This is a genomic window from Micromonospora sp. WMMD729, from assembly GCF_049315225.1.
Taxonomy (GTDB): domain Bacteria; phylum Actinomycetota; class Actinomycetes; order Mycobacteriales; family Micromonosporaceae; genus Micromonospora.
The window spans coordinates 2,239,817-2,263,382 of the sequence record NZ_CP186059.1 but is presented as its reverse complement, the minus strand read 5'-3'; the positions used below and the strand labels follow the sequence as shown (position 1 = coordinate 2,263,382).

Here is a 23,566-nt window from a genome sequence, read left to right as displayed (position 1 = left end):
ATCCTGCGGTTGTGGTGGTCGAGACACCGGGAATGCCCCGGTACGTCGGCGCAGCGACTGCACGATCGGCGCGGAGGGTGGGGTGGGGTGGGGGTCAGCTTGGCAGCAGCGCGGCGACCTCGGCGACGACCTGCGCCGGGGTGCGACCGTCGGTGACCACCGTGTCGGTCGCCACCTCGGCGTACAACGGCTTGCGCTGGTCCATGAGGTGCTTGAGGGTGGCGCGCGGGTTGATCGCCAGCAGCGGTCGGCCCGCGCCGAGCCCCACCCGCTTCACCGCGTCCGGCAGCTCCACCGACAGGTGCACGACCCGGTGCCCCACCAGGGCGGCCCGGGTCTCCTCGGCCAGCACAGCGCCACCGCCCAGGGCGAGCACACCGGTACCCGCGGCGAGTGCCGCCGCCACGGCGGCCCGCTCCAGGGCACGGAAGTGCGCCTCACCCTCGTCGATGAAGATCTCCGGGATGGTCTTGCCGGCCAACTGCTCGATGTCGGCATCGGTGTCCCGGAACTCCACGCCGAGGGAGGCGGCGAGCGCCTGCCCCACGGTGGTCTTGCCGCAGCCGGGCACCCCGACCAGCACGACGACCGGCGCCATCAGCGAATGACCAGCGCGTCGAGGTAGCCGGCCAGGTTACGGCGGATCTCGGCGACCGAGTCGCCGCCGAACTTCTCGGTGGCCGCCTCGGCCAGCACGAGGGCCACCATCGCCTCGGCGACGACGGCGGCGGCGGGCACGGCGCAGACGTCGGAACGCTGGTTGATGGCCGTCGCCGGCTCGCCGGTGAGGACGTCCACGGTGGCCAGCGCCCGGTTGAGCGACGAGATCGGCTTCATGGCGGCACGGACCCGCAGCGGCTCACCGGTGGTGATGCCACCCTCCAGCCCGCCGGCCCGGTCGGTGACCCGACGCACGCCGGTGGCCGACGGGATGATCTCGTCGTGCGCCTCCGAGCCACGGGAACGGGCCTGCTGCCACCCGTCGCCGATCTCCACACCCTTGATCGCCTGGATCGACATCAGCGCGGTGGCCAGTCGGGCGTCGAGCTTGCGGTCCCACTGCACGTGACTGCCCAGGCCCGGCGGCACCCCGTACGCCAGCACCTCCACCACGCCGCCGAGGGTGTCGGCGGCCTTCTTCGCGGCGTCGACCTCGGCGACCATCAGGGCGCTGGCCTCGGGGTCGAGGCAGCGCAGCGGGTCGGCGTCGATCCGGTCGGCGTCCTGGGGGGTCGGCCGCAGCCCGGGCTTCGCGGCCACCGGCCCCAGCTCGACCACGTGCGAGACGATCTCGATGCCGAGGGCCTGCCGGATCAACGCCTTGGCGACCGTGCCGACGGCCACCCGGGCGGCGGTCTCCCGGGCGCTGGCGCGCTCCAGGATGGGACGCGCGTCGGTGTGGCCGTACTTCTGCATGCCGGCCAGGTCGGCGTGGCCCGGCCGGGGACGGGTCAGCGGGGCGTTGCGGGCCTGCCGGGCCAGCTCGTCGGGGTCGACGGGGTCGGCGGCCATCACCGTCTGCCACTTGGGCCACTCGGAGTTGCCGACCCGGATCGCCACCGGGCTGCCCAGCGTGACGCCGTGCCGGAGCCCGCCGACGACCTCGACCTCGTCCTGCTCGAAGGACATCCGGGCGCCGCGGCCATAGCCCAACCGGCGACGGGCCAGCTCACCCGCGATCTCGGTGGTGCTCACCTCGATGCCGGCCGGCACCCCCTCCAGCAGCGCGACGAGGGCGGGGCCGTGCGATTCACCTGCAGTCAACCAGCGCAACACAGCGGTCAGTCTGTCACGGGGCGCGACGGGCGCGTCGCGCTGCCCGCCGCGTCCCGCCCTACGGACGCCGCCGTGGGTGAACCGGACCGCTCCGCTCAGATCCCCCGACCGCGCTTGTGCAGGGTGCGCAGCACCGAGTCGGCCCGGACCACCCGACCGGCGACCGCGAGCGCCAGGTAGGCGCGCGGCTCACGAGGATTGCGGCGCAGGGTGTGCCGGGCCCAGCGCAGCGCGCCCCGCCGGTCGCCGGAGGCAGCCCGGGCGAAGGCGATCTGCCCGGTGACCCGGGCCTCGCCGGCCGGTTGTCCGGCGAACTCCGGATAGCGCCGCAGCAGCCACTGCAACGCCTCGGAGATGGTGTCCCAGCGCTGCGCGAAGTACGACCGCTTGTGCCAGCGCACCAGCACCGACGGCGTCCGCAGGTTGATCAGCGGCGCGCTGCGGGCGGCGCGCAGCAGGAACTCGTAGTCCTCCGCGTAGCTGCCCGGGATCTCCTCGTCGACCAGGCCGAAGCCGTCACGCAGCGCGGTCGCCCGGATCAGGAAGGTGGACGGGTGCAGCTCCGTCATCCGGTCCCGCAGCAGGTCGTCCAGGGTGATCCGGTCCTTGTCGAGCACCCGGTCGACGGTGTGCCCGTCGTAGCTGACCCGGATGCCGCAGCAGACGAACTCGGCGTCCGGGTCGGCCGACAACGCCTCGACCTGGGCGGCCAGCTTGCCGGGCAGCCACTCGTCGTCGTCGTCGCAGAACGCGATCAGCTCGCCGTCGGCGGCGAGGGTGCCGCTGTTGCGCGCGCCGGCCAGTCCGGGCGCGCGCCCGTTGGTGATCACCCGGACCGTCCGGTCCGGCCCGCCCAGGCCGGTCAGCGACTCGTCCGGGGTGGACTGGTCGAACACCACCACGGCCTCGATCGGGCCCGGGTACTCCTGGGCGAGGATCGCGGCGAGGGCGGCGCGCAGCAGTTCGGGGCGGTCCCGGGTGGGCACCACGACGCTGACGCTCGGCTGCCGGGTCATCGGGTCTCCTTCGTCGTCCGGCCGGGACGCGGCCAGGTCCGCCAGCGGGGTCGGCGCCGGGTCGAGCGGGCCACCAGGTCGTCCACGATCTGCCCGACCCTGGCCACGGCGGCGCGGCGGGCCTCGTGCGCGGCCGGGTCGGCCTGGACCGCGTACCGGGACGGGTCGGCCTGCCCCGCCGCGAGCGCGTCGTGCAACTCCTCGCGGGTCTCGCAGAGCACCACCAGCCCGGCCGCGCCGAGGCGACGCGCGAAGAGCTGCTGATGGTCGTCGACGTGTTCGCCGCGCGCCGGGTCCCGGGGCACCACGATGGGCAGGTGACCGTGCCGGCGGGCCTCCAGGATCGTCGCCGGGCCACCGTGACACACCACCAGGTCGGCGTCGGCCATCGCCTGCTGCAGCGCGTCGTGACCGAGGAACGGCACCGCGCCGGGCAGCGACGGCGCCACGGTGTGCCCGTGCTGCACGGTCAGCCCGACCGGGCCGGCCTGCGCGTGCCACTGCGCGAGCCAGTCCACGAGCCGGTCGAAGGGATGCTTGTCGGTACCGACGGCGACGAGCAGCCAGGGCCGCTCGACGGATGTGGTGTCGCGCTGACGCGGCAGCCGGGACGGCTCGGCGACGGCGTCGCGGCGGGCGATCTCCGTCTCCCCGCTCACAGCAGCGTCCCCACGACGGTGGCCTCCGGGTACTGCCGGCGCTGCTCGTCCCACTGCACGAGCATCGCGGACAGGAACGGGCGGCAGAGCCGGGCCGTCAACGTCGGGGTGTCGATCCGGTCGTACACCTCGATGTAGACGGTCGGGATGCGACGCAGGCGGGCCAGCACCACGAACGGCACGGCCACGCCGGCGCCGGTGGTGACCACGGCGGCGACCCGCCGACGCCGCAGCACCCGCCAGGCCAGCCGCGCGTTGCGCAGCAGGTTGGGTACGTTCCGGGTGGTCGGGTGGTGCGCGGGCACCAGGTCCTCACCGGTCAGCAGCGACACCGCCTCCGGGGTGTCGAAGGTGACCCAGCAGCGCCGCCACCGTTCGTACCAGGGCCGCAGGGCGAGAAGTTGGGCCAGGTGACCGCCGCTGGATCCCACCAGCAGCAGCACCGGCGACTCGTCGTTGTTCGTGTCCACGCGACTCCCCACAAGTCCGCTTGGAGTTCCTGTTCAGGCAAGGCAGCAGCAGATCACAGGTTCTGCGGTCGTTGAATAGCGCGACCGGACCAGGCGACGATCTCCCGCCGAGCTGTCGAGGCCCACTGTCGAGCCCACAGCCCATCGACCATCGTCACGACCTGCCATTATGTGGTCACTCTGTGACGCCTCCCGGGCGTCGGGATTCTCCTGTTCACTCGCTATGTCGTTTCTCGATGACGTCCAACAGTGCGGGATGCAGCGCGGGGTTCCACCCGGCGCCGGCGTCCGCGAGCCGCCACGTACGCAGCCACATCTCCACCAGGTACGCATCGGCCACCAGCGCGCACCGCGCCGCGTCGAGGCCCAGCCGCCCACCGTGTCGCCCGAGCCACGCGTCCACCGCCACGGCGGCCACCGCCGCCGGCTCGCCGCGCAGCACCAGCGACCGCTGGAACGCGTCGTGGGCCAGGTCGAAGCCGACCGGCACGTCCGGGCCACTGTGCTCCCAGTCCCAGGCGACCAGGCGACCGTCGTGCGTACCCAGGTTCCACGGCACCCAGTCGCCGTGCCAGTGGCCGAACTCGACGGTCGTGTCGCCGTGCCGACGGGCCAGCGCGTCGACCGCCGCCACCGCCCGCGCCCCGGCGGCCCCGGTGGCCCGCTGCGCCTGGGCGGCCAGCCGCGCCAGGAACGTCGACGACGCCAACGGGCGCGACACACCGGGCGCGTCGCCCCGGCGGGCGACCGCGAGCAGCGCCGCGATCCGCGGCGGGTCGTCCACCGGCACTCCGCGTACGTCCGGCGGCAGCGGCTCGATCACCGCGACGGCCTGGCCGGCCCACGCCGTCTCGGTGAGCAGCCCGGGCGGCGTCGGATGGTCGGGCACCCCGGTCACCGCGCGCAGCGCCCGCAGCGCGGCGGCCTCGGCGGTGACCAGGGCCCGGGTGGCGTCGTTCCAGCCGATCTTCGCGTAGCCGCGGGGACGACCGTCGACGGTGAACAGTTGCAGGGTCGGTTTGGCGTTCGGGTCCGGCGGACGGACGCCGCACGCGGCCAGCAGGGGCGTGCCGCCCAGCGCGCCGGCGAGCCGCTCGGTCAGCACCAGATCGGCCACCGGCGCCCCCACCGGCACCGAGACGGTCAGCGTCGGAAACGGCGCCAGACCCGCCGCGCCGAACCGGGCCAGTCCACCGAGCGCCGCCCGCATCACCCGCACCTTCGGCGGCCGCAGCGCGTTGTACGCCAGCAGCGACGCCGCGCCGGCCCGGGGCGCGCCCAGCGGCACCAGGAACCGGGCCCGTGGCACCGACGGCACCACGGCGTACCGGGCCACCGCCCGCTGCCCGTCCGGGACCGCGCCGCCCAGCGTCAGGTGGACCCGGTCGTCCGGGAACACCGCGCGACTCACCCAGCCCAGCCCGTCCACCCGCGAGCGGGGGTCGGTGGCCGGGGTGACCTCGGTCGTCACGCCGCCCGGTCCGCCCAGTCGAGGTCCAACCCGAGCCGCTCGCGCAGCGCGTCGTTGTACGGGCGGTAGTACTCGGTCAGCTCGGCGCGCACCGCCGGCTCCAGCGGCGCCGACCGCCGGTCGTTGTAGACCTTGAAGTTCGGCAGGTCGTACCGGGGCAGCCCGAGGAAGTCGAGGGTGCGCTGGTAGGTGGCGCGGGAGTCGCGGTACAGGTCCTCGCTGGGCAGGAAGAGGATCTGGGCGGGGTCGAAGCGTTCCAACCACGGCTCCAGGTGCTCCAGATAACGCCCGCGCGCCCGGTAGGTGTACCAGTCGTACGCCTCGCTGAACGCCTCCGGCTCGGCGATGAGCCGTTCCCGCTCCCCCGCCGTACGCTCCGGCTCGGCGGCCAGCGCGGCCGCGAAGTCCAGCGGTTCGATGCCGTGCGTACGGCGCTCCTTCCAGTGCGAGTACGCCCGCTCGACCGGGTCGCGCAGCAGCACGATCAGCTTCACGGTCGGCATGAGCGCGGCGACCCGCTGCGCGGCGAGCGGGTGGAACATGTACAGCGGCGCGGCCTCGCCGACGCTGACCGGCCCGCCGTGCCGCTTCGCGAGCGCCTCGCGCTGCCGCTCGGTCGGGAAGTGCGAGCGGTACCACGCCTCTCCCCGAGCCCAGTGCTCCTCGAAGTAGTGCGCCGACTTGGTGTTCCACGCGGGAAAGAGCCGGGGCACCAGCGGATGCTGGATGAGGTAGTTCCACAGGGAGGTGGTGCCGCCCCGCTTCGTCCCGATGATCAGGAAGTCCGGCAGGGGCCGCCGGTCACTGGTGCGTACCCCGTAGTCGACCAGGGACTCCTTCACCCGGGTGGTCACCTGGGTCGGCACCAACTGCTTGACCCGGTCACGGATGGACGCCACGACGGCTCTCACCTGCCTCTCGTCGATGCCGGGGCCGGCCCGGCGGCCGTGGCCGCCTCGTCGGACCCACGGATCTGCCTCATGGTCACCCGGATGCCGGCGCGCACCCGGGGCAACGTCAACATGCCGACGCAGCCGGCCAGCAGCACGGCCAGCGCCACCGCGAGGCCGGGCAGGCCCCGCCCCGCGGCCAGCACACCGATCCCGGCCGCGACACCCACCCCGCCGACGGTGGCCGCCGCCGCGCGCAGCGTCGCGGTGTCGACCAGCGGTTCACCGACCACCGAGCGGGCGAAGCCGGCGGCGGTGAGGTTCTCGGTGACGATGCCGGCGGCCCACGCCAGCGCGGCGCCGGTCGCGCCGTGGCCGGGGATCAGCCACAGCCCGAGCGAGACGGTCACGGTGAGCCCGGCCAGGGTGGAGACCAGGTGCAGGCCGCTGCGCCCGCCCATCAGCAGCAGGCTCTGCACGTTGCCCACGCCGGTGTTCACCAGCATCGCCAGCGCCAGCACCGTCATCGCCGGCACGCCGGCGGTGAACTCCCGGCCGAACAACTGCAGGAACGCGAGCGCGAACACCGCCAGCAGCAGGTACACCGGCCAGGACAGCACCAGTCCCCACCTGCTCAACTGCCGGTGCACGGCCGCCGCGGCGGCCCGCTCACCGCGCCCGAGCAGCCGGGACAGCTGCGGTGACACCGCGACCCGCAGGCCCTGCATGGCGAGCTGACCGGCCAGCACGTAGCGGCCGACCGCGCCGAACACGCCCGCGTCGGCCGGCCCGGCCAGCACCGAGGTCAGCAGCACCCCCACCCACATGCTGCCCGCGTCGATGGCCGCCGAGGCGGCCCGGGGCAGCGCGAAGCGCCAGAACGTCGACCAGTCGGACCGGGTCGGTCGCAGCGTCGCGCCCCGACCCACCCCGAGTGGTCCGGCCACCAACACCAGGCAGACCAGCAACGCCAGCGCCGCCGGCACCAGCCAGCCGGTCATGCCGGCGAGCAGCCCGCCGCCGGCCAGCGCGGCGGCACCGACCAACGCCGGGCGGGCCACCGGCAGCAGGAGGAACTGCACGCCGACGTACGCGCGGATGGGTCGTACGCAGCGCAACGCGGCCAGCAGCAGGGTCATCGCCACCACCACGGGCACCGCGGCGAAGGTCAGCGTCAGCAGGCCGTGGCCGTCGTCGTCCGAGCCGCGCAACAGGCGGGGAGCGAGCGCGTCGGCGCTGAGCGCTCCCACGCCGGCGACGGCCAGGCCGACCAGCAGCGGTGGGATCAGCGCCACCGGCAGCACCCGGGCCGCGTCCCCCCGGGGGCCGAGTCGCCGCCGGGGTACCGCCCACATGAGACCGGTCTCCGCGCCGAGCGTGCAGACCGCGGTGGCCACGGTGACCACGCCGATCGCGGCGAAGAACGCGCCCGCGCCGGCCGTCCCGTACCCCCGGGTGATCACCACGGCCAGCACGAACCCGAACAGTCCGCTGGTGGCCGCGCCGAGCAGCCCGGCCACCCCGCTGCGGGCGCTGCGGCGCGTCTCGGCCGCGCCGGTGTCCGTCGCCGCGCCCCGCGGGTCGTCGCGGCCGGCGTCGGCCGGCGGTCGGGTGGCGGCGGTCACGCCGGCACCGCCGTGCCGGTGGCGAGCGGTGGCTGCCACCGCTGCGGACGGGGCGCGCGTTCGCGTTCGGTGAGCGCCATGGCGAAGCCGACCGCGAAGAACGCGACCGCCAGGTTCTGGTTGGCCATGCCGTAGAACGGGATCTGCACGAGGCAGACCACCGGCACCACCGCGAGCCACTGACCGGCCGCCGACGTCGCCCGCGCGCAGACCACCGCGGCGGCCACGAACCAGCCCAGGAAACAGAGCAGCGCCGGTACGCCGTGGCTGAACAGCACCATCCACAGTTGCCCCTGGGTGCCGATCGGCGCGTCCGCGGAGACCGTGTCCACGTTCACCGGAGCGCCGTAGCCCAGCCACGGGGAGTCCTGCACCCGACGGATCACCTCCGTGTAGAGCGACAAGCGGTCGGTGTTGGTGTCGCTGGAGTCGACCCGGTTGTTGATCAGCTCGGTGATCGGGATGAAGAGCGTGGCCAGTCCGCCGGTCACGACCACGCCGACGATGGACGCGGCGACCCGGACGTTGCCCCGCAGGCTGGCGCGCACCCCGAGCACGGCGAGCCCCGCGCCGAGGCTGAGGAACATCGCCCGGTTCAGGGTGAGGAACGCGGGCGCCAGCGACAGCGGCAACGACGCCAGCAGCACCCACCGCAGCAGGCCGCGACGGCGCAACATGGTGTACGCCACCACGCAGGGCAGGGTCATCGCGTACGCGCTGCCGTAGTTGTTGGTGTACGCGAACGGCGCCGCAGGCCGGTAGATCGGGTTGAGCGAGCGGGGGCTGTACTCCGCGGTGGTCAGGTGCACCATGTCCTGGATGAACGGGGTACGGGCGACGCCGGCCGGCAACAGCACCTCCATCGGGGTGGCCAGCGCGAACCGGGGCATCAGCACGCCGAGCCAGCCCAGCACCACCAGCGCGAACCAGAACGCGCAGAGCGGGGTGAGCACCGCCACCAGGTCGGCGCGTTCCCGGGCGGCGACGTAGACGTAGACCCCGACCACCAGCGCGGTCAGGTAGAAGGCCAGCCGCAGGGCGAACGTCAGCAGCGAGGCCGGTGAGGCCAGTTGGGTGGCGCTGACGACCACGATCGCCAGGAACAGCAGCCAGAGCCCGGCCATCGGGGGCAGCGGCACCCGGCCCCGGGTGAGCAGCATCGCCAGCAGCAGCGCCCCCAGCATCGGCCACCCCAGGTAGAACGCGCCGAGCGCCCACCAGAGCGGCACCAGGCCGAACATCAACGCCAGCGGCCAGAGCGGCAGCCGGGCGGGCGGCGGTGTCGGCGGCGTCGGCCCGGCGGCGACCGGTGTGTCGCCGGGCGGCGGCTCGGTCGCCGGGGCGCGGGTGATCGACACCGATCAGGCCCGGCCGTTGCGGGTGAGGACGAAGCCCAGCGGGGTGACCCCGGCGGCGCGCAGCCGCTCCACGAGCCGCCGCAGGTCGCTCTGGCGGGTACGGTCCCGCTCGACGATCACCACGGCGCTGCCCTGCCGGGCGACCGCGACGCCCCGCTCGTCGGACTCGGCCGGTGGCGCGTTGAACAGCACCAGGCCGTGGTCGGCGCCCTGCCGCCAGGTGCCGAAGCGGACGCTGCCCACCCCCACGGTCACCTCGTCCGCCGAAGCCGGCCGGCCGTTGTCGGTGCGGGCGGACGAGACCCGGGGCAGGGTGAGGGTGGCGTCCGGGTCGGTGGACGGGCGGCTGCCGGGCGGGTGCGGCGAGGGCCGTCGGGTCGCCGACGTCTCGGCGGGGGCACCACCGCCGGCCGCCGGGGTGCCGGCCGGGCGCGGCTTGGGCACCAGCGGTCGGGACGGATCGACGGGCAGCCGCCCACGGTCGGCGAGCACGGCGGCACGCAGCCGTTCCACCCGGCCGCTGTCGTCGGCGACGAAGACCTCCCGGCCGTCGGCGGCCAGCGCCACGGCCAGCCCGGCGGTGAGCGCCGTGGCGTCCTCGCGGGAGGTGACCAGCGCGACCCGGGCCGGCTGACGGACCCGCTCGGCGACCGCCATCGCCACGTAGCGGACGTCCGCGTCGACCGCCCGGGGACTGCCCCGCAACGGCGGCCGGCGTACCGTGCCGAGCAGCGGCAGGCCGGTGGCGTCCCGGCCGTCGGTGACCGAGCGGACCCGCCGGTCCGCCGACTCCCACGCGTACGCCAGCACGACGCCGATCAGCGCGCCGCCGAGCAGGCCGGCGACCAGGTAGATCGGCCGGTGCCCGGCGGAGGACACCAGCGCCCGCTCGGCGGTCTGGGTGACCCAGCCGGGGTTGACGTCGACCGCGGCGATCTCGGTACGGGCCGCGTTGAGCTGGGTGAGCTGGTTGTTGATGCCGGACAGCTCGGCCAACGCCGCGTCACCGGCGGCGGTGCCCTTGGCGCTGCTCGCGCGCTTCTGCACGGCGGTCTGCTGGGCGACGACCTTGGCGATGCTCGCGTCGTAGGAGCGGAGCATCTCGGCGCGCTGCTGCTCGTACATGGCACGGCGCACGTCGAGGTAGGACCGCGCGGCGAGGTTGGCCCCCTGCACCGCCCGCTGCGCGTCGTGCGCCTGGTAGGTGAAGCGCAGGATCTGCCCGCCGGTGGGTACCTCGACCTCCAGGGCGTTGCGGATCTCGCGCGGCGCGCCACCGACGGCGTCGGCGAGCCGCTGGACCACCTCGGTGCCGGTGGCGAGTCCACTCTCCACGTTCATGTTGACGGCGCGGTCGGCGCCCGCGCCGCTGGGCGTGAAGGCGTCGGTGACCACCGGCCGGACCGCCACGACCGCGCTGGCGGTCACCGCCGCCGGGACCAGCAGCACGTAGCCGAGGGCGGCGAGCAGGCCGGCCACGGCGACCGCGACCACCAGCCGCAGCCGGTGCATCGGCACCCGCAGCAGATCGGAGAGCGTCACGACGCGGGCGGCGCCGGAGTTCGACGGGTCGGATGGCCAGGGGGCGGGCGTCGCATCAGTCATGGAACTTCTTCACCGTCTGTTGAGGATTGCCCACCACGACGACGCCCGGTGGCACGTCGGTACGTACCACCGTGGCCGCGCCCACGACGCTGTCCCGGCCGACCCGGACCCCCTTGAGCACCAGGGCGTGCGCGCCGACCCAGACGTTCTCCTCCAGCACGATCGGCGCGCGGGTGGCCGGACTGGGCGGGGCGTGCCGCTGGTCGGGCGGCAGGTTGTGGAAGTCGTTGTCGAGCAGTTCGCAGTCGGACAACAGGCACCTGTCCCCGATCGTCACCGACGTCCAGGTGCCGATCCAGGTGGCGTTGAGCAGACACTCGGCGCCGACGCGTACCTCGCCGGGGCCGGCGAAGCGGACCAGCTTGTTGATGCGGGTGCGGTCCCCGATGGTGACGCGTACCCCCCGACGCAGCCGGATCCGACCCCGGATCTGCACGTCCCGTCCCAGGGTCAGCCGCGGATATCGCAACCCGTACCAGGCGCGTTTGAGCGCGAAGACCAGGTGGACCACGCGTTGAGCGCGGAATCCAGCGCCGCCGACCAACGACCCTCCCCACATCGCGGGGCCGGCGGCGGTGGTACCGCCGCCGACCCGACGTGAACAATCTACCGATCCTCCGTTACGTTTGGTTGACCGTCACTCTACGGAGAAGAACATCGAGGGGATAGACCATGACAACTCGGGCGTCGCTGCGGCGATGAGCGTCGTCGCGGTGCCGTTGACCACCGCGGTCGGCGCGGCCGTCGGGTCGAACGGGACGCTGCGCAATCCGCCGTCGGTCGCCCCGTAGACGATCCGACCGTCCACCCAGGCCATGCCACGCACGGTCGACCAGGTGACACCGGTGGTCGGCAGCGCGAACTCGGTGGCGCCGAGGTAGTTGCCGTCGATCTCGAAGTAGCGGTAGTAGAGGTTGTTGGCGCCGGTACGGGTGTAGTAGAGCCGGCCGTCGAGGTAGAAGGCGCCGGTGAGCAGCGCCGGGTTGAACCAGTCGTTGTAGCCCGAGGCCTCCCACGGCGAGCCGATCGCGCCGCCGTTGAACAGCGAGACGTCGATCCGGCTGCCGGTGGGCGTACCGGCCACGGTGTGCGACCAGTAGATCCGGTCGTCCACTCGCCAGGTCGCGCCGGACGCGGTGTAGGCGGGCTGGCTGACGGTGGTCGCGGTGCCCAGCGTCACGCCGTCGAACGGCACCTTCGACACCGCGCCCGCGCCGGCGCCCAGGTAGAGGTTGCCGGTGCTGCCGCTCGGCGGGTTCTTCGCCGTGAAGGTGCGGCCACCGGCGGACGGGAACATGCCGAGGCGCCCGTGGTACTCCTCGCCCATGCCGTCCGAGTTGTGCCCGAAGTAGAGACCGTCCGAGCCCTTCCAGAGCACCGGCACCGCCGAGCCCCAGGCGGTGGTCCCGGACGGCATCGAGGCGCTGCCGCTGCGCCGCGGGTTCCAGTTCACCGGCAGGCCGGTGGCCGGGGTGACCGCGCCGATGCCGAGCCGGTCGATCGCGCCGGAGCCGGCGTTGTCGCTGGCGTTCGGGTTGTTCAACCAGCGGAAGTGGCCGCCCAGGTAGATCACGTTGTCGGCCACCTCCACCGAGGTGATGGTGTCGTTGCCGGTGAAGTCGAGCCAGGTGGCGAGCTGACCGGTGCCCCGGGCGGCGGTCTCGAACCGGGCCAGCGCGTCGCAGTACGCGTTCGGCCAGCCACTGCCGCCGTTGCTGCCGACCACGAACCAGGTGCCGTCCTCACCGAACTTGATGTCCTGCACGTAGTGCACGAAGGTCGTCGGCGAGGCGCACGGCGCGACGTACTTCTCGCTGCTCCAGTCCAGCACCGTCGGGGTGCCGGAGACGTCGACGAGCGCGATCTGGTTGCGCGGCAGGTCGTTGAGGAGGGTGAAGTTGCCGCCGACGGCGAGGGTGTTGCCGTCCGGAGTGACGTCGATGGTCCACACGTACGAGGAGGTGCCGTGCCGCCCGACGGTGGCGTCGACGGAGAACGTCGGGTCGATCGCCCCGGTGGTCGCGTTCAGCCGGCCGAGCCCTGCGTGCGCGGTGCCGTTGAGCCAGTTGAACGCGCCGGCCACGTAGAGCCAGTTGCCCGACAGCGCCATCTCCCGGACGGTGCCGCCGTCGGAGCGGCCCACCCAGCTGTCGATGATCGCGCCGGTGCTCGGGTTCAGCGCGACCAGGTTCTTGCGGGAGACCCCGTTGACGTTCTTGAAGGCGCCGCCGACGATCAGCGTGCCGCCGGGTCCCGCGATCAGCGTGTTGACCGCGCCGTCCAGCACCGGCAGGAAGGTGGTGGACATCGTGCCGGTGGTGCGGTCGTACGCGAAGAGGTAGCGCTGGGTGACCCACGCGGACGTGGCCGTCTGCCGGAGCTGGGTGAAGCTGCCCCCGACGAACACGGTGTTGCCGACCTGCGCGAAGGCGCGGGTCTCACCGTCCCGCGCGTGCGGGGTGATGTCGGCGGGGTTCGCCGACACCAGAGTCGCGGTCCCGGGGACCGGTAGCACCGCCGCCGAGGAGGCCGTGGGCGCGCTGAACACCGCGGCGAACACCGCCAGCGCGACCACCCCCGCCCGAGTACGACGTCGTCCTGACAAACGCCATGAGTGCGAGAGTGTGGGCACGCTGCGCCTCCAAGATGGATGAGAACCCGAGGTAGCGTGCCTCGCCCAGCCTGGTAGGCGCATCCGCCGATTGGGCGGTGCGTGAATCCGCTAGCCGACAGAACGCCGGAAGATCAGCTGGTGGATCTCCGATGAACGGCGGCTGTGTTCACAGTGTCGTCACAGGTGTCAGCGGCTCCCTCCGGTCGGCTGCCGCAGGTAGGTGTCCTTACCGGCCTGGCTGAACCCGGCCACCGAGGCGGCATCGTGGTTCATCGTCATGTCACAGGTCGCCGTGCGGGTCGTCATACCCGGCGAATTGAAGTAGATGGCGGCCTTGATCTTCGGGTGGGCCTTGAGGGCTGCCGGGAACTCCTGGAACCAGCGCTGCTTGGCGCCCGGGTCCTTGGCGTCAAAGTTCGTGCCGAACTCGGCGAGCATCCGTGGCTTGCCCGCACCGATGCCGTTCTGGTCGAGCCAGTCGTAGAAGCCGCCGATCGTCGTGCTCGGGCTCTTCCAGACGGTGCTGCCGTTGCAGACGTGGAAGTTGTACGGGTCGTAGGCCACCCAGTCGACGTACCGGTCGCCGGGGTAGAGACCGGCGTACCGCGAGTAGTGGCCGGACCAGCCCATCATCGTCCACACCCAGACGGCGTTGTCCGCGCCCGCCTTGGCGAACCGCTCGTACACGTACTTCCAGGCCCGGACGAAATCGGCGTCGCTGCCCTTGCCCGGCTCGTCCTCCGGCTCGTGATCGAAGCCCATGAACACCGGCACCTTGGCGGCCCGGATGCGACCGGCGACCGCGTCGATGGTCTCGTCCTGCCGACCGCTGTAGACATCGGACCACTTCAGCGTCGTACCGGCGGAGAAGTCGCGCGACTCCCAGGCGAAGAACATCAGCCGGCCCTGGCGCATCTGCTCCTGCTCGTACGCGTCGGGGAACGCGCCGTTGCTGCCGGCGTTGGAGAAGTCGTGGTAGCGGTGCACGATGTCGAACTTGCGCCCGACCTGGGCCTCCACATCGGTGATCGCCTTGCCGTGGTCCCAGCCGCTGCCGGCGTTGGCGGGCGAGTACATCCCCCACCAGGCGCCGCAGGACGGCACCAGCGTGTCGGACACCTGGCCGCACTTGCCGGACGGCAGGGTGGGACTTCCGGTCGGGGTGGGTGTACGGCTCGGTGCGACCGTCGGCGTGGGTCGGGGCGCGGCGGTGGTCGGCGCGATCGTGGGCGTCGGCGCGGGTCGGGTGGTCGGCGCCGACGTCGGCCCGCTACCCAGGTCGTAGCTGATCACCAGGCTGGGTCGCAGATCGGAGTTGCGGTTCTCGACCGACGCCCAGTAGACGCGTGTCTCCAGGCCGGTCTGGGCCAGCGACACCGTCCAGGTGCCGTTACCGGTGACCAGATTGGAGACGTCCCACTCGTTGACGCCCTTGGCCACACCGGTCACGGCGTCCAACACGGCTCCGGCCTTCGCCGGGGCCGGTCGCGCCTCGCGGGCGCTCACCGACGAGGCGTACGCGGTCACCGTCGCGCCGAACTGCTGCCAGGCGTGCATGCGCAGCGTCGCCCGGACGTTGACGGCGGCGGCGGGAAGGGTGGTCACCGCGAACTCGACGACCGCCTCCCGGCCGCCGCGCGGGTTGCCGTCGCAGCGCGCCGCGCAGGTCGCCAGGGTCCCCTTGGTGGAGTTGTCACCGTCCTGCGAGACCATCGTCGCGGTGGTGTCCGCCACCGCGCGGATCGACAGGTCGTCGCTGGCCAACAGGGGCATCATGGTCGCCACGATGCCGGCCACCACCGAACCACCGACGACGCCGATGGCGATCGCCTTGCGTCGGGGGCCGTTGCGGAACCGGGTGATGCGGTGCAGTCCGTGCCTGGTCAAGGAAGACTCCCTGTGTCTGGTGCGATAACCGTGAGCAGCGTATCGATGACCAGGGCACGTCGTCGGTAGGACAGTTTTCCGTAAGCGCGTCTTAACCGTCAGCTAAGGATCCACGCGGAACGAGGGTGTGCGCCGCGCCTCTTCAGCGGATCAGCCCAGGTCGCGCCGGGTTTTCGATCATCTCCCGGCCCGGCCGGCGAGGAGCACTCCGACGCCCGCAGCGACCGCGATCAGCAGGCCCGTCGCGTACGAGAGGTCGGTCAGGAGGACGGCGCCGATTGGGAGGGCCAGCATCAGCACGATGACGAGCAGCAGCACCCTGCGCGAGATCATCGAAGCTCTCCGGACGTCATTTCAGCAGGCTCTTGTAGACGGCCAGCCCGACGAGCGACCCCAGGACGGTCAGGCTGAAGCCGGCCACCACGAGAGCCCGGTCCGCCGCTGACCACGACGAGGTGAATACCTGGAAAGCGACCGAGCAGCCCAGGCCAATTGCGAACACCACGATCACACGCTTGGCGGACACATTCATCCTGACTGCTCATCTCCTTCACGAGCGCGACCGAGGACGTCGAGACCAGCCAGCCCTCCCCAATCTAGGTGACCCTGAGCCCACTCGCTCGCCTGGCGTTTCGACGGATCACTCGCGAATCCTCAGCTCGGGGGTCCAGCCGGGACGTCAGCTGCGGCGTTGCAGAAGGCCGGCGGCCAGGAGACTCACGCACGGGACGAGGAGCAGCGCCAGTGCGTACCGTGGCACCGACAGGTCGAACGTGAGGTGCAGGACCACTCCCACCAGCCACAGCGCGGTGACGAAGCCGCCAAGTACCAGATGCTGCCTGCCACCGTCATGCGGCAGCGCCACACCAGAGCGGCCCTTCCTCCACACCTGAACGACCACGACAGCAGCACATACCGCCATGACGGCGACGAGGGGCCATCCAAGTGAGCCATACCCGAGCACGGCGACCAACGCCAAGACGCTGAGGGCACCAATGGCGAGAAGCACCAGGACGGACATCAAGACCTCCGGCGGAACGGATCGTCAGAGGAGACTATTCGCTCCACGCCCGGGCGTCCGGTCAGGACGACTTACGGCGACCGAGGCTCGGCAGGTACACCGAAGGCGGAATGACCGCCAGCACCCAGACCGACGACCCGGAACCGTCGAGCCAACGCTGAAAGACGAGCCCCACCAAGTAGCCCACGCCCGCAAGGGCGGCAGCGACGACAGCATGCGTCGCGACCCGTGACGGCCTACTCACAAGGGACCCTCTTCCTTGCCTCTCCGTGTATGGCCTTGCTGACAAAGATCCCATCCACCTTCACAGTCGGTCACCGCTGAACAGTCCGCCTCCGCGCACGGCGGCCGCACCGGGCTGCTGCTCGTTTGCATCATCAGCGGCGGGCCGCCACCAGCGCCTCACGCATCGCCTCGACCGGCGCGGCAACGCCGGTGAACTGCTCGAACTGGCCGACCGCCTGCGCCAGCAACAGGTCCAGACCAGAGACGACCCGCAGCCCGGCTCCGACGGCCGAGTCGGCCAGCGGCGTCGGCCACGGGTCGTAGAGCGCGTCGAAGTAGACGCCACCCGGCCGCCACGTCGCCGTGCCGGCGAGCGGGTCCGCGACGCCCTTCGGCACGGTGGCGATGACCACGTCGGCGTCGGTCAGCCGGGCAGCCTCGGACCAGCCGGCGCCGGTCAGGGCCAGGTCGAGTGCATCGGCCACCGGGCGCAGCTCGTCGACCGCCTCGGCTCGTCGGGCCACCACCGTCACCGACGGGCAGGCCAGCCGCGCGGCGGCGGCGAGCGCGGCACGGGCCGTTCCACCGGCACCGAGCACCGTCATCGTCGCGCCGGACACCACCCCGGCCTCGGTGAGCACCTGCACCATGCCGCCGACATCGGTGTTGTCCGCGTACCAGGAGCCGTCGTCTCGTCGTACCAACGTGTTGGCCGCGCCGACGGCGACGGCGACCGGCGACGCGGCGTCGGCCACCGCGAGCGCCGCCTCCTTGCCCGGCATGGTCACCGACAGCCCGGCCCACTCCGGGCCCAGGCCGGCGACCACGGCCGGCAGCTCCGCGGCCGCGCACTCGATCCGGGTGTACGACCACCCGGTCAGGCCCGCAGCGGCGTAGCCGGCGTTGTGGATCACCGGGGAGAGCGAGTGCGCGATGGGTTTGCCCAGCACCGCGGCCCGACGGGCCGCCCCGGTCCGCGTCATCTCCGCCCCCCGTCCACGTCGACCCGACCCTACCCACCGCCGGGGGCACCGCACCAGCCGCCGCCGACCGCGACGGTGGTATCCACTTGACGCTTCATCGACGTCGGTGAAAGCTTCTGAGGCAGGACGATCGATCGTCAACAGGGGGGAACCATGAACAAACGGATTCTGCGCGTCCTCATCGCGGTTGCCGCAGCCCTCAGCATGACGCTGCTGGCCGGGGCTCCCGCACGGGCGGACAGCGCGGCCGGCAGCTGGTCGGACAACCACCAGCTCTGCAACTCCAGCTCGTGCGTCCGAGGCGGCAACATCGTACGGCTCTGGCAGGCCATCATCTGGGCCGACGACCTGAGCGGCACCGTCGGCACCAGCTTCATCGACGGCGAGTTCGGCTCCAACACCGCCGCCAAGACCAGGACCTGGCAGGACGTGATGAACATCGGCGTCGACGGGCAGGTCGGGCCGCAGACCTGGGGCAAGGCGTACGGCGCGGTCAACCGGAACACCGGCTACGACACCAGCACCCAGACCGGGTACTTCTACTACGGCTACAACCGCACGTTCGCGCTGCGCAAGCAGAACAGCAACGGCGTGTGGACGTTCCTGAACCCGCGCACCGGTTCCTGGACCGGCACGAGCCACTGACGCACGACCGTAGGCGCTGACACCGAAAGGCTCCCCTCTCCACCGCGACCGATTCCTGGTCGAGGGAGAGGGGGAGCCTTCACGGTGTCGCGGCCAGCTCATCAGCCAACCTCGAGCGCCCATGCTCGGTCAGGGCAGGGTGGCCACCGACGAGCAGTTGCCGATACCGGTGCGGCAGACCCGGTAGGAGTAGCCCGATCGGGCGAACGCCGCCCACCCCTCCGACGAGGTGCAGATCGAGTTGCCCTTCCACGACCACGAGCTGCTCCCCGGAGCGCGCTCCTGCCAACGGGCGCAGTGCCCGTCGGTCAGCGGGTCCCGTGCGTAGAGGTCCCAGTCACCATTCTTGATGTAGACGGCCCGACCCGCGGCACCGGTCGTGCTTCTGGTGACCTCGGCGGCCTGTGCCGGCACCGCGGCGAAGGCAAGCAGCACCATAGCCGTCGAGGCGACCGCTCCCGCTCGCGCCGTCCATCTCTTCGTAGCCACAACCATTCCCCCGTTCTCACGACTGTCGATACGAACAGCGGCAGTCTAGGGGGCCGGAGCGGAACGCGCTGCCCCGTCGGCGCGGCATGACGATGGACCGGCAACAGAGAGGGGCGGTGTCAGATCACGCCGGCTTCCTTGGCCCGGGCCTCGTTGCGCTTCTGTTCCTCGTACGTCTCGGCGAAGGCGGAGTGCCCCTGCTTGTCGATCGCCACGAAGTACAGCCACTTGCCCACCGGCGGGTCCATCGCACCCTCCAGCGCCAGCTTGCCGGGGTTGTTGATGGGGGTGGGAATCATGCCCTTCAGCTTTCGGCTGTACGGGCTCGTGGTGTCGAGCAGCTCCGACTGCTTCATCTCCGCAGACGTCTTGGTCGGCTTACCGGTCAACTCCAACCAGTAGTTGACCGTGACGTCCATCTCCAGGCAGTTGCACGGGAACTCGCCGTACGCCCGGTTGTAGGCCACCCGGGCGACCTTGCCGAGGTCGTCCTTGTTGCCCGCCTCGGCCTGGGCCAGCGACGCCACGATCAGCGCCTCGTACGGGCTGACGCCGCCCCGCTCCTTCTGCACCCGGTCGGCGAACTTCATCTCACCGGTCACCGAGAGGAAGTTGTCCACCATCAGCTTCAGGACGGTCTCCGCGGTGGCCTTCGGCGGGATCTCGTACGTGTCCGGGTAGAGGAAGCCCTCGACGGACTTGACGACCTTCTTGCCGTCCTCGCGCTTGAACCACCAGTCCGGGATGCCGAGCGCCTCCGGGTCCTTGGCGGCGGCCTCGAACTCCTTGACCGGGATCTTGGTCTTGTCGGAGAGCAGCTTGTAGATGTTCTTGCTGGTACGACCCTCGGGGATGGTGATCCCGTTGACGATCTTGTTCTTCAGGTCGAGCATCGCCGTCACCGCGCTCGCGCCGCTCATCTGCTTGCGGAGCTTGTACGTGCCCGGCTGGATGTTCTTGCTGCGCGAGTTGGCCTCGGCCGCCTCGATGAACGCCTTCTGACTCTTGACCACGTCGGCCGCGACCAGGGCGTCGGCCATGTCGGCCAGCAGCGCCCCGTTCTTGATCTCGACGGTGATCTCACCCGACCCGGCGCCGTCGTAGTCGGGCGTGACGAAGTAGTTCTGGATCCGGTCGAACCCGTAGAACGCGCCGCCACCGATGCCGCCCAGCAGGACCAGGGCCATCAGCAGCGCGAAGAACGTCTTGCCCCGGCCGCCGCCGGAGCCCGACTTGCGCTTGCGGAAGCTGCGCCGGTGCCGCCCTTTCTCACCCCGCTCCGGCTCGTCGAACCCAAGGTCCAGATCGTCGATCATTACGTCCGCCTCCGCTGTGCGTCCAGCCAGCTCTGCAGGATCTCCACCGCGGCCGCCTGGTCGACAACCGCACGTTGACGCTTGCCACGTACGCCACGTTCGGCAAGCCTACGAGAAGCGACCACGGTCGACATCCTCTCGTCAGTGAGCGTTACCGGAACCGGCGCTATCACATTGACCAAACGGTCAGCGTACGCCTTCACGCTGAGCGCCGCCGGGCCGTGTTTGCCGGCCAGGTTGACCGGAAGCCCGACGACCACCTCGACCGCCTCGTGCTCGACCACCAGGGCCTTGAGCTGGGCAATGTCGCTCGGCACCGCCTCCGGCGCGGCGGTGAGATCACGGGCGAGGGTCACCAGGGGCGTGGCCAGGACGCCGTGCGGATCCGAGCGCGACACCCCGACGCGCACCTGACCGACGTCGACACCGAGGCGAACTCCGCGTGTCAGCCCGGTCACCGTGGGTCACCCGTGGGCTGTCGACGAACCAGGGCGGACCATTCGGTCCGCCCTGGTCGACACTGACCGTCCATCACGCTTCGGTGATCGCCTTCTCGACGGTGAGCAGCAGGTTGGGCGCCTCGGTCGCGGGCAGGCCGCCGCCCTGGGCCAGATCGGGACTACCCCCGCCCCGCCCGGAGAACGCCGCCTTGACCAGGTCCGACGCGGCGAGGCCGCGACTGCGGGCCGCCGCGTTGACCGCCACCACCAGCGACGCCTTGCCGTTCGCCCGGGCCGCCACGGCGACCACCGCCGGCCGCGCCGGGTCGATCTTGCCGCGAATCTCCTGCGCCAGGGTCCGTACGTCGTTACCGGCCGCGCCCTCCGGCGCCTCGGTCCCGACGTACGCCACCCCGCGCACGTCCTTCGCCTGCGCGGCGAGCGCGCCCGCCCCACCCAGCACCAGCTGGGCGCGCAGCTTCTCCAGCTCCTTCTCGGCGTCGCGGAGCTGGGTCACCGTCTGCTCGACCCGGTCGGCGACCTGCTCGTTGGGCACCCGGTACAGCTCGGCCAGCCGGGAGACCAGCAGGTGCTCGCGGGCCAGGAAGCCGAAGGCGTCCATGCCGACCAGCGCCTCGACCCGGCGGACGCCGGAGCCGATCGACGACTCGGAGAGGATCTTCACGAGGCCGAGCTGCGCCGAACGGGCCACGTGCGTGCCACCGCACAGCTCCCGGGCGTAGTCGCCCACCTCGACGACCCGCACCTCCTCGCCGTACTTCTCGCCGAACAGCGCCATCGCGCCGATCCGCCGCGCCTCGTCCAGCGAGGTGATGAAGGCGTGTACCTCCAGGTCGGCCAGCAACACCTCGTTGACCTGCTGCTCCACGTCCCGCAGGACGGTCGGCGACACCCCGGTCGGGGTGTTGAAGTCGAACCGGAGCCGGCCCGGCGCGTTCAACGAGCCCGCCTGGGTGGCCGACTCGCCGAGGAAGTTGCGCATGGTCTGGTGCACCAGGTGGGTGGCCGTGTGCGACCGGGAGATCGCCCGCCGCCGGGTGGTGTCGATCTCGGCGTAGCCGGTGTCACCGGGGTGCACCTCACCCCGGATGACCCGGGCCCGGTGCACGATCAGCCCCGGCACCGGCTGCTGCACGTCCAGCACCTCGACCTGACCGTCGCCCACGGTGATGATGCCGTGGTCGGGCTGCTGGCCGCCGCCCTCGGCGTAGAACGGGGTCGTGTCGAGCACCAGCTCGACGGTCTCACCCTCGGTCGCCGCCGCGCGCGGGCCGTCCGAGCCGAGCAGCGCCCGGACCCGCGACTCGCGGGCCACCTCGCTGTAGCCGGTGAACGTCACCGGGCCACCCTCGTCGAGCACCGACCGGTACGCCGAGACGTCGGTGTGCCCGGTCTTGCGCGCCTGCGCGTCCGCCTTGGCCCGGGTCCGCTGGTCGGCCATCAGCCGGCGGAAACCCTCGTCGTCGACCTTGAGGCCCTGCTCGGCCGCGATCTCCAGGGTCAGGTCGATGGGGAAACCGTACGTGTCGTGCAGCTGGAACGCCTTCGCCCCGGACAGCGCGGTGCCGCCCGCCGAGCGGGTCTCGGCGATCGCCGTGTCCAGGATCGTCGTCCCGGCACGCAGCGTCGACAGGAAGGCCTCCTCCTCCGCGTACGCGTACTGGGCGATCCGGTCGAAGTCGGTCGCCAGCTCCGGGTACGACGGCGCCATGCAGTCCCGCGCCACCGGCAGCAGCTCGGGCAGCGCCCGGTCCTGCCAGCCCAGCAGCCGGATCGACCGGATCGCCCGGCGCATGATCCGCCGCAGCACGTACCCACGGCCCTCGTTGCTCGGCGTCACGCCGTCGCCGATCAGCATCAGCGCGGTCCGCACGTGATCCGCGACCACCCGCAGCCGGACGTCGTCCGGGTGCGACTCGCTGGCCACGTGCCCGGAGTGCGCGCCGTACCGCTTGCCGGTCAGCTCCGCCGCCCGGGCCAGGATCGGCCGAACCTCGTCGATCTCGTACAGGTTGTCGACGCCCTGCAGGATCGAGGCCATCCGCTCCAGGCCCATGCCGGTGTCGATGTTCTTCGCCGGCAGGTCACCCAGGATCGGGTAGTCCTCCTTGTTGGTGCCCGGACCCCGCTCGAACTGCATGAACACGAGGTTCCAGTACTCCATGTACCGGTCCTCGTCGACCGCCGGCCCGCCCTCGGCGCCGTACTCCGGGCCCCGGTCGTAGAACAGCTCGGACGACGGACCGCACGGCCCGGGAATGCCCATGGACCAGAAGTTGTCCGCCTTGCCCCGACGCACGATCCGCTCGGCCGGCACACCCACCGACCGCCAGATCTCGAACGCCTCGTCGTCGTCGAGGTAGATCGTCGGCCAGATCCGCTCCGGATCCAGCCCGTAACCACCCTCGGCGATCGGCTTCGTGGACAACTCCCAGGCCAGGGGAATCGCGCCGGCCTTGAAATAGTCGCCGAAGGAGAAGTTGCCGTTCATCTGGAAGAACGTGCCGTGCCGGCTGGTCTTGCCGACCTCGTCGATGTCCGGGGTGCGGATGCACTTCTGCACGCTCACCGCCCGCTCGTACGGCGGGGTCTGCTGGCCCAGGAAGTACGGCACGAACTGCACCATGCCGGCGTTGACGAACAGCAGGTTCGGGTCGCTGATGGCGGGCAGCGGAGCGGACGGCACCACGGCATGACCGTTCGCCTCGAAGTGCGCGAGGTACCGCCGCTTGATTTCCGCCGTCTTCATCGCTGGTGTTCCTCCGGAAAAATCTCTCGATCGCCGATCCGCGGGTCTTCCCGCAGCTCGGCGAACTGGTCGTCGAACGCCTCGCCCTGGACGAACGCCTGGTGGATCTCCTGCTCGCGCTCGGCCATTCCGACCCGCACGTCCTCCACGAAGCTACGCACCGACTCCACCAGGCTGCCAGCGGATTCCGACAACGAGCTGGCGATGCCGGCCGGGGTGTACGCCTGCGCGGTCCGGGTCGCCCTGCGGACCACCACCACGCCCACGGCCACGCCGATGCCGAGCCAGAACAACCGCCTCATGTCG

General features: G+C 71.7%; 23 protein-coding genes. 1 reads left to right on the top strand and 22 read right to left on the bottom strand.

Annotated features, from left to right (window positions below):
* Positions 1–94 precede the first annotated feature (94 nt).
* From ACN263_RS10410 to ACN263_RS10330, 17 genes are all read right to left on the bottom strand, one after another.
* Entirely contained in the window at positions 95–598 is a 504-nt protein-coding gene (locus ACN263_RS10410) for a shikimate kinase (RefSeq protein WP_422739595.1), read from the bottom strand.
* Positions 598–1,776 (bottom strand): chorismate synthase, encoded by a 1,179-nt coding sequence (gene aroC, locus ACN263_RS10405; RefSeq protein WP_422739594.1) that lies wholly within the window; start codon positions 1,774–1,776, stop codon positions 598–600. The genes ACN263_RS10410 and aroC overlap by 1 nt, the downstream gene beginning before the upstream one ends.
* Positions 1,777–1,871: 95 nt before the next feature.
* Positions 1,872–2,792 carry a glycosyltransferase family 2 protein gene (locus ACN263_RS10400; RefSeq protein ID WP_422739593.1) on the bottom strand — a complete coding sequence of 307 codons (921 nt, stop codon included), beginning with the start codon at positions 2,790–2,792 and terminating at the stop codon, positions 1,872–1,874.
* Complete coding sequence (locus ACN263_RS10395) at positions 2,789–3,355, bottom strand: glycosyltransferase (protein ID WP_422740663.1); 567 nt, start codon at positions 3,353–3,355, stop codon at positions 2,789–2,791. The genes ACN263_RS10400 and ACN263_RS10395 overlap by 4 nt, the downstream gene beginning before the upstream one ends.
* 92 nt (positions 3,356–3,447) lie before the next feature.
* Positions 3,448–3,921, bottom strand: coding sequence for a UDP-N-acetylglucosamine--LPS N-acetylglucosamine transferase (locus ACN263_RS10390; protein WP_422739592.1), 474 nt, complete (start codon positions 3,919–3,921; stop codon positions 3,448–3,450).
* A gap of 214 nt (positions 3,922–4,135) precedes the next feature.
* Positions 4,136–5,392 carry a hypothetical protein gene (locus ACN263_RS10385; protein WP_422739591.1) on the bottom strand — a complete coding sequence of 419 codons (1,257 nt, stop codon included), beginning with the start codon at positions 5,390–5,392 and terminating at the stop codon, positions 4,136–4,138.
* On the bottom strand, positions 5,389–6,291 hold the full coding sequence (locus ACN263_RS10380; protein WP_422740662.1) for a sulfotransferase domain-containing protein: 903 nt from the start codon (positions 6,289–6,291) through the stop codon (positions 5,389–5,391). The genes ACN263_RS10385 and ACN263_RS10380 overlap by 4 nt, the downstream gene beginning before the upstream one ends.
* An 8-nt stretch (positions 6,292–6,299) precedes the next feature.
* Positions 6,300–7,907, bottom strand: a complete 1,608-nt coding sequence (locus ACN263_RS10375; RefSeq protein ID WP_422739590.1) for a lipopolysaccharide biosynthesis protein — start codon at positions 7,905–7,907, stop codon at positions 6,300–6,302.
* Entirely contained in the window at positions 7,904–9,259 is a 1,356-nt protein-coding gene (locus ACN263_RS10370; protein WP_422740660.1) for an O-antigen ligase family protein, read from the bottom strand. Before ACN263_RS10370 ends, ACN263_RS10375 begins: the two co-directional genes overlap by 4 nt.
* Positions 9,260–9,268: 9 nt before the next feature.
* A complete protein-coding gene (locus ACN263_RS10365; protein ID WP_422739589.1) occupies positions 9,269–10,870 on the bottom strand; it encodes a lipopolysaccharide biosynthesis protein in 1,602 nt (533 codons plus the stop codon).
* Entirely contained in the window at positions 10,863–11,429 is a 567-nt protein-coding gene (locus tag ACN263_RS10360) for an acyltransferase (protein WP_422739588.1), read from the bottom strand. Before ACN263_RS10360 ends, ACN263_RS10365 begins: the two co-directional genes overlap by 8 nt.
* Before the next feature lie 78 nt (positions 11,430–11,507).
* Positions 11,508–13,445 (bottom strand): hypothetical protein, encoded by a 1,938-nt coding sequence (locus ACN263_RS10355; RefSeq protein WP_422739587.1) that lies wholly within the window; start codon positions 13,443–13,445, stop codon positions 11,508–11,510.
* 225 nt (positions 13,446–13,670) lie between these two features.
* On the bottom strand, positions 13,671–15,371 hold the full coding sequence (locus tag ACN263_RS10350) for a glycosyl hydrolase (protein WP_422739586.1): 1,701 nt from the start codon (positions 15,369–15,371) through the stop codon (positions 13,671–13,673).
* A 177-nt stretch (positions 15,372–15,548) separates the two neighbouring features.
* A complete protein-coding gene (locus tag ACN263_RS10345; protein WP_422739585.1) occupies positions 15,549–15,704 on the bottom strand; it encodes a hypothetical protein in 156 nt (51 codons plus the stop codon).
* Between the two features lie 16 nt (positions 15,705–15,720).
* A complete protein-coding gene (locus ACN263_RS10340) occupies positions 15,721–15,903 on the bottom strand; it encodes a hypothetical protein (protein ID WP_422739584.1) in 183 nt (60 codons plus the stop codon).
* A gap of 147 nt (positions 15,904–16,050) precedes the next feature.
* On the bottom strand, positions 16,051–16,392 hold the full coding sequence (locus tag ACN263_RS10335) for a hypothetical protein (protein ID WP_422739583.1): 342 nt from the start codon (positions 16,390–16,392) through the stop codon (positions 16,051–16,053).
* Between the two features lie 377 nt (positions 16,393–16,769).
* Positions 16,770–17,600 (bottom strand): shikimate dehydrogenase, encoded by an 831-nt coding sequence (locus ACN263_RS10330; RefSeq protein ID WP_422739582.1) that lies wholly within the window; start codon positions 17,598–17,600, stop codon positions 16,770–16,772.
* A gap of 153 nt (positions 17,601–17,753) precedes the next feature.
* On the opposite strand from ACN263_RS10330, the gene ACN263_RS10325 reads away from it, so the two are divergent.
* On the top strand, positions 17,754–18,245 hold the full coding sequence (locus ACN263_RS10325) for a peptidoglycan-binding domain-containing protein (protein ID WP_422739581.1): 492 nt from the start codon (positions 17,754–17,756) through the stop codon (positions 18,243–18,245).
* A 129-nt stretch (positions 18,246–18,374) separates the two neighbouring features.
* Here ACN263_RS10325 and ACN263_RS10320 read toward each other — a convergent pair whose 3' ends face one another.
* The 5 genes from ACN263_RS10320 to ACN263_RS10300 form a co-directional block, all read right to left on the bottom strand.
* On the bottom strand, positions 18,375–18,683 hold the full coding sequence (locus ACN263_RS10320) for a hypothetical protein (RefSeq protein WP_422739580.1): 309 nt from the start codon (positions 18,681–18,683) through the stop codon (positions 18,375–18,377).
* A gap of 170 nt (positions 18,684–18,853) precedes the next feature.
* The gene (mltG, locus tag ACN263_RS10315; RefSeq protein ID WP_422739579.1) at positions 18,854–20,050 is read right to left on the bottom strand and encodes an endolytic transglycosylase MltG; all 1,197 of its coding nucleotides are present in this window, start codon (positions 20,048–20,050) and stop codon (positions 18,854–18,856) included.
* The gene (gene ruvX, locus ACN263_RS10310) at positions 20,050–20,508 is read right to left on the bottom strand and encodes a Holliday junction resolvase RuvX (protein ID WP_422739578.1); all 459 of its coding nucleotides are present in this window, start codon (positions 20,506–20,508) and stop codon (positions 20,050–20,052) included. The genes mltG and ruvX overlap by 1 nt, the downstream gene beginning before the upstream one ends.
* Before the next feature lie 73 nt (positions 20,509–20,581).
* Complete coding sequence (gene alaS, locus ACN263_RS10305) at positions 20,582–23,260, bottom strand: alanine--tRNA ligase (RefSeq protein ID WP_422739577.1); 2,679 nt, start codon at positions 23,258–23,260, stop codon at positions 20,582–20,584.
* Entirely contained in the window at positions 23,257–23,562 is a 306-nt protein-coding gene (locus ACN263_RS10300) for a hypothetical protein (RefSeq protein ID WP_422739576.1), read from the bottom strand. The genes alaS and ACN263_RS10300 overlap by 4 nt, the downstream gene beginning before the upstream one ends.
* Positions 23,563–23,566 lie beyond the last annotated feature (4 nt).

Excerpts from the sequence above, each read along its gene's own strand:
- ACN263_RS10360 (WP_422739588.1), bottom strand. The coding sequence starts at position 11,429 with ATGTGGGGAGGGTCGTTGGTCGGCGGCGCTGGATTCCGCGCTCAACGC.
- ACN263_RS10325 (WP_422739581.1), top strand. The coding sequence starts at position 17,754 with ATGAACAAACGGATTCTGCGCGTCCTCATCGCGGTTGCCGCAGCCCTC.
- ACN263_RS10300 (WP_422739576.1), bottom strand. The coding sequence starts at position 23,562 with ATGAGGCGGTTGTTCTGGCTCGGCATCGGCGTGGCCGTGGGCGTGGTG.
- mltG (WP_422739579.1), bottom strand. The coding sequence starts at position 20,050 with ATGATCGACGATCTGGACCTTGGGTTCGACGAGCCGGAGCGGGGTGAG.
- ACN263_RS10345 (WP_422739585.1), bottom strand. The coding sequence starts at position 15,704 with ATGATCTCGCGCAGGGTGCTGCTGCTCGTCATCGTGCTGATGCTGGCC.
- ACN263_RS10320 (WP_422739580.1), bottom strand. The coding sequence starts at position 18,683 with ATGGTGCTGCTTGCCTTCGCCGCGGTGCCGGCACAGGCCGCCGAGGTC.
- ACN263_RS10330 (WP_422739582.1), bottom strand. The coding sequence starts at position 17,600 with ATGACGCGGACCGGGGCGGCCCGTCGGGCCGCGGTGCTGGGCAAACCC.
- alaS (WP_422739577.1), bottom strand. The coding sequence starts at position 23,260 with ATGAAGACGGCGGAAATCAAGCGGCGGTACCTCGCGCACTTCGAGGCG.
- ACN263_RS10410 (WP_422739595.1), bottom strand. The coding sequence starts at position 598 with ATGGCGCCGGTCGTCGTGCTGGTCGGGGTGCCCGGCTGCGGCAAGACC.
- ACN263_RS10400 (WP_422739593.1), bottom strand. The coding sequence starts at position 2,792 with ATGACCCGGCAGCCGAGCGTCAGCGTCGTGGTGCCCACCCGGGACCGC.
- ACN263_RS10365 (WP_422739589.1), bottom strand. The coding sequence starts at position 10,870 with ATGACTGATGCGACGCCCGCCCCCTGGCCATCCGACCCGTCGAACTCC.
- ACN263_RS10340 (WP_422739584.1), bottom strand. The coding sequence starts at position 15,903 with ATGAATGTGTCCGCCAAGCGTGTGATCGTGGTGTTCGCAATTGGCCTG.
- ACN263_RS10335 (WP_422739583.1), bottom strand. The coding sequence starts at position 16,392 with ATGTCCGTCCTGGTGCTTCTCGCCATTGGTGCCCTCAGCGTCTTGGCG.